We start from the raw sequence: 14789 nt of genomic DNA, 5'->3' as shown, positions 1-14789 counted from the left end.
GTCCTCCGCGACCGGACGTGCGACGCGGGTCGAGAGGAGGAGCTCTCAGATCAGCGGCGGCGCGTCGGAGGCTTCGCGCAGCGCCCGCTCGACGGTCGACTGCACCAGTGCCGAGAGATAGCCGCCCGGGTTCTCGACGCCGATCTCCCGCAGCCGTGCGGTCGACTGTCCGATGATCGAGCGTGAGAACTCGGTCGCCGTCGCGATGGCATCCGCATATGCCGCGCGATCGGTCTCGGCGATCACGACGGGCTCGCACCCCATCTCCACCGCGAGTGCCTGAGCGATCGGCAGCACGGCGGCTGGAGCGGTCACCGCGGCGAACCCGGCCTGGAGCTGTCGAAGGTCGATCGAGGTCCCGGTGAAGGTGATCGCAGGATGCACGGCGAGGGGGATCGCTCCGCGCTCGGCCGCCGGGCGGAGCACATCGATGCCGTACGCAGGATCGGTGTGGAGCACGAGCTGACCGACCTGCCAGCCTCCCACCTCGGCGATGCCCGCCACCAACGAGGGCAGCTGCTCGGAGGGGACGGCGATGACCACGAGTTCTGCTCGACGGACCACCTCCAGGGCCTCGAGCACCGGCACATTAGGGAGCACGGCGGAGGCGCGTTCGTCGTCGGATCCACTGGTGATCCCGATCACGGCATGCCCCGCGCCTCCGAGCGCCGCACCGACGACCGGGCCGACGCGCCCTGCGCCGATGATGCCGACGCCGAGGCGACCGTCACGCGTCATCGTCGCTCCTCCTCCTCCGCCGCAGCGGGGGTGCGGGAGGGGTGTCCGACGCAGCCGGGGGTGCGACCGGAGGTGCCGGCGGAGGCGTCACCTCCGGCGCGGCCGGGGGCGCCGCAGGAGCACTCGCGGGAGGTGCAGGCGGCGGAGTCACCGGAGGCATGACCGGGGGCGCAGGAGGAGCTACCGGGGGCGCAGGAGGCGTCATGGGAGCACCCGCGGACGGCCCGACCGGCGGAGCAGGCGGAAGAACCGGCGGAGCAGGCGGAAGAACCGACGGTGCAGGCGGAGCCGTCTGCACGGGGACGGGGAAGACCGGCGGCGGGCCGGTGTAGGCGGGCGGGGCCGCAGGAGCGGCCACCGTTGCCGCATCGGTGTGCGCGCTCCACCGGTGAGTGGTGTCGCGCGAGGCCGCCTCGGCGGCAGCGAGGCTGACCTCGTCGATCAGCGCCAGCGCGTCCGACCGCTCGAACCCCGAGAGGTATCCGGTGATGGGTCCGGGCACGGTGTGCACCTGCGCGCCGGAGACCCTCTGTGCCCGATCGATCGGTCCCTGGCTGAGGGAGACGCCCTGCAGGCGTGCCAGCGGGAACACCGCGAGCTTGCGCCACACGTTCCCGCGGCGCAGCAGCAGACCGAAGTCGGCGACCAGGTAGCCATGACGCTTCCAGGAGAACGGACGCCGCCACCGCGCGCGCCGCGCCATCGTGCGATAGGTGTCGCCGTCTGCGGGGCCGACGATGCCCTGTTCCCAGAGGAACGGGATGCTCTCCGCCGGCACGTCGGGCAGCACCAGAGCGAGCACTCGCTCGACGTCGGCGCGCTTGCCGACCGGCAGCACCACGTTGAACTGCTGCCCGCTCCCGGACGACTGCTGAGCGGCGCTCTTGCCGCTCATCCGGTTGATCTTGATCGTCCACCAGCCGAACGGGCGCCACAGCAGCGACTGCGAGACCTCCACCGCGAAGATGCGTCCGGGCGGAAGAGTCTCGGTCACGGTCGTGAGAAGACCGTAGGTGATCCGCACACCGTCCGGGGTCGGCGCGATCGAGTAGCGGAGGGACTTCGAGATCTGTGCCCAGGTGATACCGACCACGGCGATGACCATGGGCACACCCATGCCGAGGCCCATCCCGAGGATAACGATGCCGCCGTCGGTGACGCCGTCGGCCAGCATGCCGATCAGCGCACTGCCCATCGCGACAGCGAAGATCGCTCCGAAGAACACGAACCAGAGCAGGCCCGAGATCAGTTGCGATCCCACGAGCCGGCCGGTCGGGATCTTGACGACGCTCTCCGGGACCACGTCGGCGAGATCGACACCGGAGATGAGATCGTTCACCCCCGCGTTCATCGATCCGACCAGCTGCGCCCGAGCGGACGCCGATGCGGCAGCTGCCGCGCCCGGGTTCCGTGCGGCATCGCGCGCCGCGCGTGCCCCGGAAGCCAGGCGCAGGATGTCGGCGCGCACGGCCTCGGCCCGCGGCGTCGCAAGGTACTCGAGCTCGACGTTCGCGTCGTTGCCGGCGCCGACGACCTCGAGCTTGGCGAGTCCGATGATACGAGCGGGGAACGGACGGGTCAGGTTGACGCCCTGCACGCGGTCGAGGGGCGCGCGGCGGTGCGAACGGAAGATGATGCCCTTGCGGACCTCGACATGGTCTCCGGTGATCCGGAACTGCTGGAAGCGCCAGACGAACCAGAAGATCAGCACCAGCACGACCACGAGCCCCAGCACGCCGAGCAGCGCGACGAGGATCAGGTTGTTCGAGAGCACCCAGTCGACGGGGTCGGCGCCGCCGTAGTCGCCGTAGTGAGCCTCTTCGGGCGTGAACAGCGCCACGGCCCAGGCGATGAGCCGGTCCCGCATGTTCGCGATGACGATACCCGCGATGATGATCAGCGCCAGCCCGCCCTTGAAGAGCGGGGTGAGCGGGTGCATCCGGTGCCACTCGCCGTTCGCGAGCGTCTCGGAGGCCTCCCCGCCGACGGGTGCCTGAGCGCTCGGCGCGAGAGGGGGCTGCTGCTCGCTCACAGGCCTGTCCGGCGAGTCTCGGCGACGTGGATGAGCGTGTCGCGCAGCGCCTCGGCCGCCTCTTGGGTGAGGCCCGGGATCTGCACACCGGTCGTGGCCGCGGCCGTGACCATCTTGAGCTGGGCGATGCCGAACGCGCGATCGAGCGGCCCCTGAGTGATGTCGACCAACTGCATGCGGCCGTAAGGCACGGCGATCATGCGCTGCCAGAGGATCCCCTTGCGGAAGACGATGTCATCAGCACGGAGCATGTAGCCGATCGCCTTCGCCTGCCGCGGAAGGATGATGAGCGCGAACACGGTGATGAGCAGCATGATCCCGGCGGGGATCCACACCCACTGCTGGTGCAGCACGATGTTCAGCACGACGGCGGCGACGACGACGAGCACGATGAAGATCACGTTCTGCAGGATCTGCGAGACGACGTAGCGCGGCGAGATCTGGTGCCACGTGCCGTCGAGCTCGAGGCGGGCCTCGTTGCGTGCCGTGCGCAGCTGCGTGTACGTCCCCCGGTCGAGGGCGTCGAGGTCAGTGCCCTCCGCCGAGTTCAGGGGCGCGGTCTCTGGGTTCTGAGTCATCAGGATCCTTCGGCAGGGTGCAGAACTGTTCGGCGACGAGCGCGGCGATCACGAGGACGATCGCACTTCCGATCAGGGCCAGCATGGCCACAGTCGACCCTACCTGCGGAACCACGGGACGCGACACGAGGAAGACGAGCAACCCGCCTCCGAAGCCCGCCATGATGGCGCCGAGCAGGCTCGACGCCCGGGCGAGCGTGGCTGCCCTGAGCGCACGGAACGGATCGATGCGGATACCCGATCGCACGCTCCGGCGCACCGGCCAGGCGACGCCGAGGGATGCCGCGGCGATCAACAGCAGGAGCACCGGGAGCAGCAGCGACGGAGTGAAGGTGATGCGGCCCGACGCGGTCAGCAGGTGATCGAGCAGGAAGCCGCCGGCACCGGAGAGCAGGGCGAGGACGACGAGCACGCCTGCAGAGGTGCGTCTCATCCCTCGCCCCGGGCGCGCAGCTCGGCTGCGAGGTCGGCGACTCTGCCCCGACCGGGCAGCACCGCGTCCTGGTCGAGGTCCAACCAGGGATCGAGCACGAAGAGCCGCTCAGCGGCCCGAGGGTGCGGCAGCTGCAGACGCGGTTCGTCGGAGAGCACGCCGTCATACGCGATGAGGTCGAGATCGAGGGTGCGGTCGCCCCAGCGCTCACGGCGCTCCCGACCGTTCTCGTCCTCGATGGCGTGCAGCATCCCGAGAAGGATCTCGGGTGCGAGGCGCGTGGTGACCAGCGCCACGGCGTTGACGTATCCGGGCGCTTCGGGGTCGGGGCCGTCGAGACGGAGGGCCACGGTCTCGAACAGCCGGGAGAGGCGCACCCCACTAACCAGCGGCAGCCGGGCGATCCTCTCGGCGGCCGCCCTGATCGTGCCGTGACGATCCCCGAGGTTCGCGCCGAGCGCGACGACCGCGGTGGTCTCCGGGCGTCCGGGGCGAGGCCCCGGCATGTCGGGCGGGTTCGTGAGGTTGCGGCTCATGCGGTCGTGTCCTCCATCGCGTCGGTCGTGCGGCGGCGGGTGATGGTGACCGCCACATCGGCGAAGTTCAGCAGGATCGGCGCGTGCGGCTTGTGCACGGTCACGACGACCTCCTGCACTCGCCGGTCCTCGAGGCCCACGGCGGCGATGCGCTCGGCGAGCGTCTCGATCAGATTCACCGGTTCACCGGCCACCACGGCGGCGACCTTCTCGGCCAGCTCTCCGTAGTGCACCGTGTCCGTCACCTCGTCCGAGTCCGCGGCCTTCGCGAGCGACAGCCGCAGACGCAGGTCGATCGTGAAGTCCTGTCCGTCCCGGCGCTCATGGTCGAAGACGCCGTGACGACCGAATACGGTCAGACCGGTGAGGACGATCTCGTCGAGGGACTGCATGCTTCTAGCGTACGGGGCCGCCCCGATACGCCTCAGCCTTCCCAGGCGTGCGCGATCGCGAGGGCATCACGCGTGGATGCGACGTCGTGCACACGCACGGCCCAGACTCCTGCCCTGACCGCGAGAGCGCTGGTGACGGCGGTCGCGAGATCGCGCCGAGACTCCGACACCTCTTCGTCGGGGCCGGTCTCGTGACGCAGCACCTCGGCGAGGAACCGCTTGCGCGAGGTGCCGATGAGCACTCGCGGCCCCAGTGCGACGATCTCGTCGAGTCCCCGCAGCACATCCCAGTTCTGCCCACCCGCCTTCGCGAACCCGATGCCGGGGTCGACGATGAGGCGCGACGGGGCGATTCCGGAGGCCGCGGCCTCGCCGATGCGCTCCTGCAGTTCGCCGGCGACCTCACGCGCGACCCTCCGGTACTCGGCTTTCGCGTACATGTCGGCCGAGAAGCCACGCCAGTGCCCGATCGCGAAGTCGGCCCCGGACTCCGCGACGGCCGCACGCATGTCGGGGTCGGCGAGCCCTCCGGAGACGTCGTTCACGATCCTGGCGCCGGCCCGCACGGCCGCGGCCGCGGTCGAGGCGCTGAGCGTGTCGACGCTGACGGGCACTCCTGCGGCGGCGAGCTGCTCGATCACGGGGATGACGCGCTGCTGCTCGATCGTGTCGCCGACGCGGTCGGCACCGGGTCTGGTCGACTCTCCGCCGACGTCGAGTACTGCTGCGCCCTCGGCCCGCAGCCGCAGTGCATGGGCGACCGCGCGATCGACGTCGAGATAACGCCCGCCGTCGCTGAAGGAGTCGGGTGTGACGTTGACGATGCCCCAGATGCCGGTCATCAGCGCGCCGTCGCCCCGAGGGGGACGGACGCGCCGATCAGCGTGATCAGCTCCGCCCTGGCGACGGCGTCCGTGTACTCGCCGCGCGCCGCGATCGTGAGGGTCGATGCCTCGGTCTGCCGGCCGCCGCGCATCGTCACGCACCCGTGCGAGGCATCGAGCACGACCAGCACGCCCCGGGTGTCGAGGTGCTCCGCGATGGTGTCGGCGATCTGCTCGCCGAGGCGCTCCTGCACCTGGGGGCGAGCCGCGAGAATCTCGACGACACGCACGAGCGCTCCGAGCCCCACGACCTGCTCGCCGGGGAGGTAGGCGATGTGCGCATGCCCGGCGAACGGCAGCAGGTGATGCTCGCAGACGGAACGGAAACGGATGTCGCGCAGCAGCACCGCACCGGAGGGCAGGGTGTCGGGGGCGGGACCGCGCGAGACGCTGATGGTGCGCGCGAGCGGCTCCGCCGGGTCTTCACCGACGCCCGAGAAGAACTCGGAATACAGCTCTGCCATGCGCGACGGGGTCTGCTTCAGCCCCGGTCGGTCCGGGTCCTCGCCGATCGCCTCGAGCAGCTCTCTCGTGAGCCGTTCGACACGTTGCCTGTCTACCGTCACGTCACGCCGTCGCGGGCCGCGGGTTCCCGGCTCCCGCCGAACCCGGCTGCGTGCGCGGCGCGCTGGCCGGAGCCTCGACGGATGCCGCGAGCGAGACGTCCTTCTTCGGCACCTCGATCGGAGGGCGCTCGGACACCGGGCGTCTTTCGCTCGAAAGCCACAGCGGGCGCTCGGGGAGCTTCTTGATCTCGGTGAAGATCTCCGCGATCTGGTTGTGGTCGAGGGTCTCCTCCTCGAGCAGCGCGAGGGCGAGCTTGTCGAGGATGTCGCGGTTCGCGCTGATGACCTCGTACGCCTCGTTATGGGCCTGTTCGATGAGCGCGCGGACCTGGGTGTCGACCCGCTCGGCGATCGTCTCGGAGTACTCACGGCCTCGACCCATGTCGCGGCCGGCGAAGGGCTCGCCGCCTTCCGTCCCCAGCTTGACCGGACCGAGTTCGGCGGTCATGCCGTACTCGATGACCATCTTGCGGGCGATCGAGGTGGCCTTCTCGATGTCGTTCGAGGCACCGGTGGTCGGATCGTGGAACACGATCTCCTCCGCGACGCGGCCACCCATCGCATAGGTCAACTGGTCCTGGAGCTCGTTGCGGGTGACGGAATACTTGTCATCCAGCGGCAGCACCATCGTGTAGCCGAGGGCCTTGCCGCGGGGCAGGATCGTGATCTTGGTCACGGGATCGGTGTAGTTCATCGCAGCGGCGGCGAGCGCGTGACCGCCCTCGTGGTACGCGGTGATCAGCTTCTCCTTGTCCCGCATCACGCGGGTGCGGCGCTGCGGGCCGGCGATCACACGGTCGATGGCCTCGTCGAGGGCACGGTTGTCGACCAGTTGCGCGTTCGAGCGCGCGGTGAGCAGAGCGGCTTCGTTGAGCACGTTCGCGAGGTCGGCACCCGTGAATCCAGGGGTCTTGCGGGCGACGACTTCGAGGTCGACGCTCTTCGCCAGGGGCTTGCCCTTGCTGTGCACCTCGAGGATCTTCTGACGGCCTTTGAGGTCGGGCGCGTCGACGCCGATCTGACGGTCGAAGCGACCGGGGCGCAGCAGTGCGGGGTCGAGGATGTCCGGGCGGTTGGTCGCCGCGATCACGATGACGTTCGCGTTCGGGTCGAAGCCGTCCATCTCCACCAGCATCTGGTTGAGGGTCTGCTCGCGCTCGTCGTTGCCGCCGCCCATGCCGGCGCCACGGTGACGACCGACGGCGTCGATCTCATCGATGAAGATGATGGCCGGCGCGTTCTCCTTGGCCTGGCCGAAGAGGTCGCGCACGCGCGAGGCGCCGACGCCGACGAACATCTCGACGAAGTCGGAACCGGAGATCGAGTAGAAGGGGGCTCCGGCCTCGCCGGCGACGGCGCGGGCGAGGAGCGTCTTGCCGGTTCCGGGAGGGCCGTACAGCAGCACGCCCTTCGGGATGCGGGCTCCGATGGCCTGGAACTTCGCGGGGTCCTGGAGGAACTCCTTGATCTCATGGAGCTCTTCGATGGCCTCGTCGGCACCGGCCACGTCGGCGAAGGTGACGGTGGGGGTCTCCTTGTTGACGAGCTTGGCCTTGGACTTGCCGAACTGCATGACCTTGCCGCCACCGCCCTGCATCGACGACAGCAGCCACCAGAACAGCAGACCCAGCAGCACGAGGGGAAGGAGGAGCGAGAGGAAGCCGTCGAACCAGGTCGCGCGCGGGACGGTGTCGTTGAAGCCGTCCTTCGGAGCTGCCTCGTTGATCGCGGTGACCACCTCGTCGGCGCGCGCGTCGACGTAGTAGAACTGCACGTTCTCCGAGCCCTGGAACGGCTTGGAGAGCGTCATGTCCACGCGCTGATCGCCGTCGGTGTTCACGACCTCGGTGACCGTGGTGCCGGAGAGGAGCTTGAGCCCCTCCTGCGTCGTGATCTGCTTGGGCGCGCCCAGATTCGAGATCAGCAGGAAACCGCCGAACAGGAGCACGCCGATCAGCGCGACGTAGATCAGCGGATTCCGGGTGAGCTTCTTCACATCCATGATCGGATCAGCGTATCGCGCGCGCCCTAGGGGGCCGCTGTGCGTTCACCCACGGCGTAGCGTGGCGCCGGCGTCAGCTGTACACGTGCGGCGCGAGCACCGCGACATCGCGCAGGTTGCGGTAACGCTCGTCGTAGTCGAGGCCGTATCCGACGACGAAATCGGTGGGGATGTCGAAGCCCACGTACTTGCAGTCGATGACCACCTTCGCGGCCTCGGGCTTGCGCAGGAGCGCCAGCACCTCGATCGACTCGGCTCCGCGGGATCCGAAGTTCTCCAGCAGCCAGCTGAGGGTCAGGCCGGAGTCGATGATGTCCTCGACGATCAGGACGTGCTTGCCGTTGAGGTCGGTGTCGAGGTCCTTGCGGATCTGCACCACGCCGCTCGACTTGGTGCTCGCTCCGTAGCTCGAGACCGCCATCCAGTCCATCGGTGCGTGGAACGGCAGCGCCCGCGCGAAGTCGGCCATGACCATCACGGCGCCTTTGAGCACCCCGACGAGGACGAGGTCCTTGCCCTCGTAATCCTCGGCGACCTGCGCCGCGAGCTGGTCGAGCTTGGCGAGGATCTCCTCCTCTGTGACGAGGATCTGTGCAAGGTCGTCCTGGATCTCCGCGGCGCGCATGGATCGATTTTAGGCGACGCGATCGGATGCTCGGTCCCAGGTTCGTCGATCGGGGAGGCATCTCCCCCTCGCGCGGCATCCGCACTACTGTGAGCGGTGATGTGGGCGGACGCCCCGACGGAAGGATTCACCATGGCTCTTGACGACATCCTCACGCAGGTGCCGATCGACGACATCGCCGAGAAGCTGGGCGTCTCGCGCGACGAGGCCAAGGTCGCGGTCGAGCAGGGCGGCGCGGTGCTGCTGGGCGGGCTCGCCCAGAACGCGCAGACGGATGAGGGCTCCGCCGCCATCCGGAACGCGCTCAAGAAGCACGAGGGCAGCTCCGGTGCCTCGAAGGTCGACGACATCGATCAGGCGGACGGCGGCAAGATCGTCGCGCACATCCTCGGATCGAAGGAGAAGGAGGTCACGAAGGAGCTCACGGAGTCGAAGGCGACCCCCGGCATCGACTTCGGCAAGCTCCTTCCGATCCTGGCCCCCATCGTGATGGGCCTCATCGCCAACGCGAACAAGGACAAGACGGCGAAGGCCGATGCCGGAGCCGAGAGCTCCGGTGGCATCGGCGACCTCATCGGCGGCCTGCTCGGCGGCAACGACAAGGGCGGCGCGTCGGGTGGCATCGGCGACGTGATCGGCGGGCTTCTCGGTGGCGGCAACAGCGGTGGCTCCGGCAGCGGCATCGACCTCGGTGGGATCCTCGGCGGCCTCCTCGGCGGAAAGAAGTAAGGCCTCAACCCACCCATCCGGCCGTCGGGCACGGACGCGGAGAGCGTTCGAGACGAGACGCGCTCAGCGGCCGGATGCGGTGAAGACGATGCGCCCGCCGTGACGAACGGCCGAGCACCCTGGCAGGTCGATCGGTCCCTGACCGCTCCAGTCGGTCACCAGTCGCGCGACCTCGACGGTCTGCGTCCTCGTGAGGCTGACCCCGAACTCGCTGTCGACGACGAGACGGATGATGCGGTTGCGCAGCGCCGCAGGGTTGGCGGCGAGCGCTGCCACGCTCACCGAGATTCCCGCCTCCGCGTGTTCGACGATGTCTTCGATCGTCTCCTGGATCATCTCGTCGAACGCCTCGGCGTCTTCCCGCAGCTGCTCGGCCGTGCGCACGAGGGCCTCGGCGATGCCAGGGCCGAGCTCGGCCTCGAGAACAGGGAGCACGCGCTCGCGCACCCGGACCCTCGCGTAGCGGTCGTCGAGGTTGTGCGGGTCGTCCCAGGGGTCGAGCGCGGACGCCGCGCAGAATGCCCTCGTCGTCTCCCGCCGCACACCGAGCAGCGGTCGCACCCACCGCACGCCGTCGTCGTCTTCCCGCACCGGGGCCATCCCCTGCAGACTCGCGGCGCCGGATCCGCGGGCGAGTCCGAGGAGCACCGTCTCGGCCTGGTCGTCGAGGGTGTGGCCGAGCAGCACCGCTGCGGCGCGCACATCTGCGGCCGCATCGCGCAGCACCCCGTAGCGAGCATCGCGGGCGGCAGCCTCGGGGCCGCCCTCCCCCGCGACGTCGACGCGCACGATGAGGGGGTCGAGGCCGAGCTCGGCGGCGGTGCGCGCTGCGCGAGCGGCGACCTCTGCGGAGTCGTCCTGCAGACCATGATCGACGGTCAATGACGCCGCGCGGAGCCCGAGTCTCGAGGCCTCGAAGGCGGTGGCAGCGGCGAGCGCGAGTGAGTCCGCTCCACCGGACAGAGCGACGATGACCGTCGATCCCTCGGGGAGCGCGGCGAGCGCGGTGCGCACGGCCAGGCGGATCTCGGCGATGGCGGGAGGAAGTGACGGCACGATTCCACGCTAGGGCAATCCTCCGATCCGCGTGCCCGCCGCCGTGCGCAGCGGCGTCCGGGGCTATCCTGACGCCGTGACCGACAACACGCGTGCACTCCCCTTCCGGACCGAGAGATTCAAGGCGTTCGTCGACGCCGTCGTCGCTATCGCGATGACGCTGCTCATCCTCCCGCTGATGGAGTCGGTCTCCGAGGCCGCGTCCGGTCACATGAGCACGGCCGAGTTCCTGAACGAGCATTCGGGTCAGCTGCTCAGCTTCGGGCTGAGTTTCCTTCTCATCGCGACCTTCTGGATGGGGCATCACCGCCAGTACCGCGATGTGGAGTGGATCACGGGACCGCTGCTGTGGATCAACGTCGCCTGGATGGCGACGATCGTCTGGCTGCCGGTTCCCACGGCGATGATCGGACAGATGGACACCGACGCTCTGCAGGCCGTGGTCTACATCGGAACGCTGATCATGACGCAGGTGACCACCCTCGCCGGCTGGCTCTACCTGGCGCGTCATCGCGAGCTCAGCACCGTGTCGACTCAGACCATCCGTCTGGGGGCTATCGGCGACCTCGCCGCCATCGTCCTCTTCGGCGCCGCCCTCATCATCGCGGTCGCAGCCTCTCCGAACGGGTACTACGGACTCCTCCTGCTGCTTCTGAGCGATCCGATGAGCCGCGTGCTGAATCACCTGTTCCGGAGTCGGTCGCACGAAGACGGTGCCCCACCCCTCGACGCAGGATCCTGAACGATCACGGCCTCCGAGCGTGCGAGTGCCGCAGGTAGGCTAGTCCGCGGCATCCAACCGAACTTTTCCTGAGGAGCACACGCATGGGCGCACACGACGCCGTCATCGAGATCCCGCGCGGCAGCCGCGTGAAGTACGAGGTCGACCACGAGACCGGACGAGTGCACCTCGACCGCGTGCTCTACACGACCTTCGGCTACCCGGCCGACTACGGCTACTTCGACAACACGCTCGGCGAGGACGGCGACCCGCTCGACGTACTGGTGCTGCTCGACCACGCGATCTACCCCGGCGTCGTCGTCGAGGTGCGTCCGGTGGCCGTGCTGAAGATGAGCGACGAGGCCGGCGGGGACGACAAGCTCGTCGCCGTGCTCTCGAAGGACCCGCGCTGGGCGCACATCCAGGACATCGACGACATCGCCGAGTACACGAAGAAGGAGATCGCTCACTTCTTCGAGCACTACAAGGACCTCGAGCCCAACAAGTGGGTCAAGGTCGACGAGTGGGGTGACGCCGCCGAGGCGCAGCGCATCCTCGACGAGGCGATCGTCCGTTTCGGCGAGCAGGGCCACTGATCCCGCCGCACGCATGAAGAAGACCCCCGGTACCGCACAGCGGCCGGGGGTCTTTCTTCGTGTCAGGAGTGGTCGACGCTCAGGCGGGTACTCCGCGATCGCCGAGGAAGGCCACGGGGTTCACGGGTCGGCCGCCGACGTACACCTCGAAGTGCAGGTGGCAGCCGAACGAGCGACCGGTGTTGCCCGCGTAGGCGATGAGCTGACCGGAGTTGACCCACTGCCCCGAGCGGACGAGGATGCCGCCGTCGCGGATGTGGGCGTAACCGGTGCCGACGCCACCGCCGTGCTGGATGCGGATGTAGTTGCCGTACCCGTCGTTCGGGCCGGCGTAGTCGACGGTGCCGGAGTTTGCGGCGTAGATCGCCGAGCCGCAGCCGTTGGCGAAGTCCGTGCCGTAGTGGAACGAGGAGGAGCAGCCCTTCGGACCGCACTGCACGGAGCGAGGACCGTATCCGGAGCTCTTTCCTCCGCCGTGCGGACGGCACCAGCCACCCGAGCCCTGGCTTCCGCCTCCGCCGCCTCCGCCGCCACCGGCAGCGGCTGCTGCCGCGGCCGCGGCACGCTCGGCGGCCTCGCGTTCGCGACGGGCCTTCGCCTCTGCCTCGACGCCGGCCTGGTATCCGGCGACCGTCTGGGTCGTCGCATCCTTGAGGGCTGCGAGCTGCGCCTGCATCGTGGCCAGGTTCGCCGACTGCTCGTCCAGGGCTGCCTGCGCCGCATCCGCAGCCTGCTGCGCCGCGACCATCTTCTCTTCGGCGACCTTCTGCAGCCGGTCGCGCTCGTTGCGAGCGACGACCGCCTGGTCGCTGAGGGACTGCGCGGAGTTGCGCGCCGCGACGGCCTTGTCGTAGACGGACTGGTTGTATTCGAGGAGCTTGTCCATCGTGCCGAGGCGCGCGAGCAGCTCATCGGCGTTGTTCGCCGAGCCGGCGAAGAACAGTTCCATCGACGTGTCGTCGCCGCCGTTGCGGTAGAGCTGCGCGGCGACCTGCCCTGCCTTGCGGGCAGAGCTGTCGGCGACCGCGGCCTGCTCGTCGGCCTTCGCCTGCATGGAGTCGGCTTCGGTGGCCGCAGCGAAGTAGGCCTGCTGAGCGTCGTAGAACTCCGCCGACGCGACCTTCGCCGCTTCCTGAGTCTCGGCGACCTTCTGCGTGAGCGACTGGATCAGTCCCTCGATGCGCGAGACCTCGGCAGCCTTCGCCGCCTCGTTGTTCTTCGCGCGCTGCACATCGTCCCAGCTCGGGTACGTGGCGGCATAGGCCGCCGACACACCGTTGGTGATGCCGAAGGCGCTGAGGGCGACGACGCCGAGAGCGCCGATGCCGAGGGCACCGCGACGGCTGATGCCCGTCTTGCCGAAAGCACGGCGTTCTGTCGGAGTGGGCGCGCAGCCGCAGTCCTCGGACGCCGCAGCAACTGCAGCATCCAGCGTGATCTTGTCGTTCACACGGCCCCTTCCGCCGGTTTCACAGTTGCCACACTAACAACAACTTTCACATCCGCACCAGGGGGCATCGCGGCGATCTCGCCCGCTCCCGACACCTCGATCGTCCCCCCGGAACACGCCCGGGGTGCAGCACCACGCCCTCGATTCGCGATTTACTCAAAACATCCCTTATGCTTGAGCGTCGGCAAGGAAGTCCCCCGGGACTGACTCGGCCCCATCGTTTAGCGGCCTAGGACGCCGCCCTTTCACGGCGGTAGCACGGGTTCGAATCCCGTTGGGGTCACACCTTCCGGTACAATTGAAAACAAGTATGGCCCTGTAGCGCAGTTGGTTAGCGTGCCGCCCTGTCACGGCGGAGGTCGCGGGTTCAAGTCCCGTCAGGGTCGCTCCGTGCGATGAGCTCTTTCTTCGGAGAGGGCTCTTCGTCTAGGACGCGACAGGTTCGCCGGTCGCGCGGCTCTGTAGCTCAGTTGGTAGAGCGTTCGACTGAAAATCGAAAGGTCACCGGATCGATGCCGGTCGGAGCCACACGAGTGATCGTTACAATCACTCCAGAAACCCTCGCCTAGCTTCTACATGGCGGGGGTTTTGCTTTGCCCTGGGCACGTCTGGCTCTCGCCCGCTCCCCCGGCTGTTTCGGCCCGGTTGTCGAGCACGCGGAACCCACGGTACTGAGCGAGTTCAGCGAGGCGAAGCGCCCTGGACATGCACCTTGTCCCCCGAAGTGCCTACAGACGGCGCAGTGGCCTCCATCTACGCTCATGACGAATCGCTGGATTCGACCATCGAGTCACCGGGACATTTTGAAGATGCTGATGAATGCACACCAGTCCCTGAAGATCGTTGTCACGGAGGCGCTGTCGGAGCCTATGCTCACCGCGATACCAGCGTTCGCCGAAGCCGCTTCATGTCTGGATGGCGAGGCGGTGACAGCCCAAGAGGTCTCCAGCGCACTCCACAACCTGGGTGATGGGCTTCTCGAGGAATCAGTCAGCGCGCAGCTGTCCACGAAGAATGGCTTCACCGCGCGGTGCGTGCGATGACTACCACCGGGAGCAATCTGGGCGGCAGTTCAGTGGCGACGAGAGCCGGTGTCGTGCTGATCGTGATTCACGCGTTCATGATCTCCACCGGGTTGCTCCTCATCGCGGGGATGCTCAGTGCCGCTGCGGCGTTCACAGGCGGATTGACGATCACCATCCCGTTGGTCGCCTCGTTTCAGGGCTCCTCGGAGGTGGGTACCTCGCCGGCCATGACCCTGACCGGATCCTGGTTCGCTGCCGCCGTCCTGGTCGCAACCTTGACGGTGGCGCTCAGCCTCTTGATCATCAAGATCTCGCGGCTGAGGGACGTGCGTAACTCACGATCCTGATACCCGCCGAGAACTCGTTCAGAAGGTAGCTGCCTACCGTGCCGGTGTTGTGCCGGTAGCTCAGCAGAAGCCACTTCAA

General features: G+C 68.3%; 17 protein-coding genes and 3 tRNA genes. 8 read left to right on the top strand and 12 right to left on the bottom strand.

The window, feature by feature from the left end; genetic code table 11:
• Positions 1–45 precede the first annotated feature (45 nt).
• The 10 genes from ACP699_RS14515 to hpt all read right to left on the bottom strand — a co-directional run bounded on the left by ACP699_RS14515 (position 46) and on the right by hpt (position 8786).
• Complete coding sequence (locus ACP699_RS14515) at positions 46–738, bottom strand: DUF2520 domain-containing protein (protein ID WP_426171991.1); 693 nt, start codon at positions 736–738, stop codon at positions 46–48.
• Positions 728–2770, bottom strand: coding sequence for a PH domain-containing protein (locus ACP699_RS14510; RefSeq protein WP_426171989.1), 2043 nt, complete (start codon positions 2768–2770; stop codon positions 728–730). Before ACP699_RS14510 ends, ACP699_RS14515 begins: the two co-directional genes overlap by 11 nt.
• Positions 2767–3348, bottom strand: coding sequence for a PH domain-containing protein (locus tag ACP699_RS14505; RefSeq protein WP_055869760.1), 582 nt, complete (start codon positions 3346–3348; stop codon positions 2767–2769). The genes ACP699_RS14510 and ACP699_RS14505 overlap by 4 nt, the downstream gene beginning before the upstream one ends.
• Complete coding sequence (locus ACP699_RS14500) at positions 3299–3781, bottom strand: DUF3180 domain-containing protein (RefSeq protein ID WP_055869757.1); 483 nt, start codon at positions 3779–3781, stop codon at positions 3299–3301. Before ACP699_RS14500 ends, ACP699_RS14505 begins: the two co-directional genes overlap by 50 nt.
• Complete coding sequence (gene folK / locus ACP699_RS14495) at positions 3778–4317, bottom strand: 2-amino-4-hydroxy-6-hydroxymethyldihydropteridine diphosphokinase (RefSeq protein WP_426171986.1); 540 nt, start codon at positions 4315–4317, stop codon at positions 3778–3780. The genes ACP699_RS14500 and folK overlap by 4 nt, the downstream gene beginning before the upstream one ends.
• Complete coding sequence (gene folB / locus ACP699_RS14490) at positions 4314–4709, bottom strand: dihydroneopterin aldolase (RefSeq protein ID WP_426171984.1); 396 nt, start codon at positions 4707–4709, stop codon at positions 4314–4316. The genes folK and folB overlap by 4 nt, the downstream gene beginning before the upstream one ends.
• A 32-nt stretch (positions 4710–4741) precedes the next feature.
• On the bottom strand, positions 4742–5551 hold the full coding sequence (gene folP / locus ACP699_RS14485; RefSeq protein WP_426171982.1) for a dihydropteroate synthase: 810 nt from the start codon (positions 5549–5551) through the stop codon (positions 4742–4744).
• Complete coding sequence (gene folE / locus ACP699_RS14480; RefSeq protein WP_055869750.1) at positions 5551–6159, bottom strand: GTP cyclohydrolase I; 609 nt, start codon at positions 6157–6159, stop codon at positions 5551–5553. Before folE ends, folP begins: the two co-directional genes overlap by 1 nt.
• A 1-nt stretch (position 6160) precedes the next feature.
• Positions 6161–8161: an ATP-dependent zinc metalloprotease FtsH gene (gene ftsH, locus ACP699_RS14475; RefSeq protein ID WP_426171980.1), complete on the bottom strand. Its 2001-nt coding sequence runs from the start codon at positions 8159–8161 to the stop codon at positions 6161–6163.
• Between the two features lie 73 nt (positions 8162–8234).
• Positions 8235–8786 carry a hypoxanthine phosphoribosyltransferase gene (gene hpt, locus ACP699_RS14470; protein ID WP_017831480.1) on the bottom strand — a complete coding sequence of 184 codons (552 nt, stop codon included), beginning with the start codon at positions 8784–8786 and terminating at the stop codon, positions 8235–8237.
• Positions 8787–8918: 132 nt separating this feature from the next.
• On the opposite strand from hpt, the gene ACP699_RS14465 reads away from it, so the two are divergent.
• Positions 8919–9515 (top strand): DUF937 domain-containing protein, encoded by a 597-nt coding sequence (locus tag ACP699_RS14465; protein ID WP_426171977.1) that lies wholly within the window; start codon positions 8919–8921, stop codon positions 9513–9515.
• Positions 9516–9578: 63 nt separating this feature from the next.
• Here the strand turns inward: ACP699_RS14465 and tilS are convergent, their stop codons facing one another.
• A complete protein-coding gene (gene tilS, locus ACP699_RS14460) occupies positions 9579–10571 on the bottom strand; it encodes a tRNA lysidine(34) synthetase TilS (RefSeq protein ID WP_055869742.1) in 993 nt (330 codons plus the stop codon).
• 76 nt (positions 10572–10647) lie between these two features.
• On the opposite strand from tilS, the gene ACP699_RS14455 reads away from it, so the two are divergent.
• Together ACP699_RS14455 and ACP699_RS14450 are read left to right on the top strand one after the other, a co-directional pair.
• Positions 10648–11313 (top strand): TMEM175 family protein, encoded by a 666-nt coding sequence (locus tag ACP699_RS14455; protein ID WP_235562586.1) that lies wholly within the window; start codon positions 10648–10650, stop codon positions 11311–11313.
• 83 nt (positions 11314–11396) lie between these two features.
• Positions 11397–11888 (top strand): inorganic diphosphatase, encoded by a 492-nt coding sequence (locus ACP699_RS14450; RefSeq protein ID WP_055869737.1) that lies wholly within the window; start codon positions 11397–11399, stop codon positions 11886–11888.
• 79 nt (positions 11889–11967) lie between these two features.
• Here ACP699_RS14450 and ACP699_RS14445 read toward each other — a convergent pair whose 3' ends face one another.
• Positions 11968–13338, bottom strand: a complete 1371-nt coding sequence (locus tag ACP699_RS14445; protein WP_210697742.1) for a M23 family metallopeptidase — start codon at positions 13336–13338, stop codon at positions 11968–11970.
• A 210-nt stretch (positions 13339–13548) separates the two neighbouring features.
• On the opposite strand from ACP699_RS14445, the gene ACP699_RS14440 reads away from it, so the two are divergent.
• The 5 genes from ACP699_RS14440 to ACP699_RS14420 all read left to right on the top strand — a co-directional run bounded on the left by ACP699_RS14440 (position 13549) and on the right by ACP699_RS14420 (position 14710).
• Positions 13549–13621: transfer RNA gene (locus ACP699_RS14440), tRNA-Glu, on the top strand.
• Between the two features lie 29 nt (positions 13622–13650).
• Positions 13651–13724, top strand: a tRNA-Asp gene (locus ACP699_RS14435).
• A 69-nt stretch (positions 13725–13793) separates the two neighbouring features.
• A tRNA-Phe gene (locus ACP699_RS14430) sits at positions 13794–13866 on the top strand.
• 281 nt (positions 13867–14147) lie between these two features.
• Positions 14148–14381 (top strand): hypothetical protein, encoded by a 234-nt coding sequence (locus tag ACP699_RS14425; protein ID WP_426171974.1) that lies wholly within the window; start codon positions 14148–14150, stop codon positions 14379–14381.
• Positions 14378–14710 (top strand): hypothetical protein, encoded by a 333-nt coding sequence (locus ACP699_RS14420; protein ID WP_055869727.1) that lies wholly within the window; start codon positions 14378–14380, stop codon positions 14708–14710. Before ACP699_RS14425 ends, ACP699_RS14420 begins: the two co-directional genes overlap by 4 nt.
• Positions 14711–14789: the final 79 nt, after the last annotated feature.

Source organism: Microbacterium sp. DWRC1-3 (assembly GCF_049896645.1).
GTDB lineage: Bacteria > Actinomycetota > Actinomycetes > Actinomycetales > Microbacteriaceae > Microbacterium > Microbacterium maritypicum.
Note: the sequence above shows the minus strand (reverse complement) of the source record. Positions and strands in the feature narration are given on the sequence as shown.

Bases quoted from the DNA above. Each gene is read 5' to 3' on its own strand.
- ACP699_RS14515 (WP_426171991.1), bottom strand. From the start codon at position 738: ATGACGCGTGACGGTCGCCTCGGCGTCGGCATCATCGGCGCAGGGCGC.
- ACP699_RS14505 (WP_055869760.1), bottom strand. From the start codon at position 3,348: ATGACTCAGAACCCAGAGACCGCGCCCCTGAACTCGGCGGAGGGCACT.
- ACP699_RS14500 (WP_055869757.1), bottom strand. From the start codon at position 3,781: ATGAGACGCACCTCTGCAGGCGTGCTCGTCGTCCTCGCCCTGCTCTCC.
- folK (WP_426171986.1), bottom strand. From the start codon at position 4,317: ATGAGCCGCAACCTCACGAACCCGCCCGACATGCCGGGGCCTCGCCCC.
- folB (WP_426171984.1), bottom strand. From the start codon at position 4,709: ATGCAGTCCCTCGACGAGATCGTCCTCACCGGTCTGACCGTATTCGGT.
- folP (WP_426171982.1), bottom strand. From the start codon at position 5,551: ATGACCGGCATCTGGGGCATCGTCAACGTCACACCCGACTCCTTCAGC.
- ftsH (WP_426171980.1), bottom strand. From the start codon at position 8,161: ATGGATGTGAAGAAGCTCACCCGGAATCCGCTGATCTACGTCGCGCTG.
- hpt (WP_017831480.1), bottom strand. From the start codon at position 8,786: ATGCGCGCCGCGGAGATCCAGGACGACCTTGCACAGATCCTCGTCACA.
- ACP699_RS14465 (WP_426171977.1), top strand. From the start codon at position 8,919: ATGGCTCTTGACGACATCCTCACGCAGGTGCCGATCGACGACATCGCC.
- ACP699_RS14450 (WP_055869737.1), top strand. From the start codon at position 11,397: ATGGGCGCACACGACGCCGTCATCGAGATCCCGCGCGGCAGCCGCGTG.
- ACP699_RS14425 (WP_426171974.1), top strand. From the start codon at position 14,148: ATGCTGATGAATGCACACCAGTCCCTGAAGATCGTTGTCACGGAGGCG.
- ACP699_RS14420 (WP_055869727.1), top strand. From the start codon at position 14,378: ATGACTACCACCGGGAGCAATCTGGGCGGCAGTTCAGTGGCGACGAGA.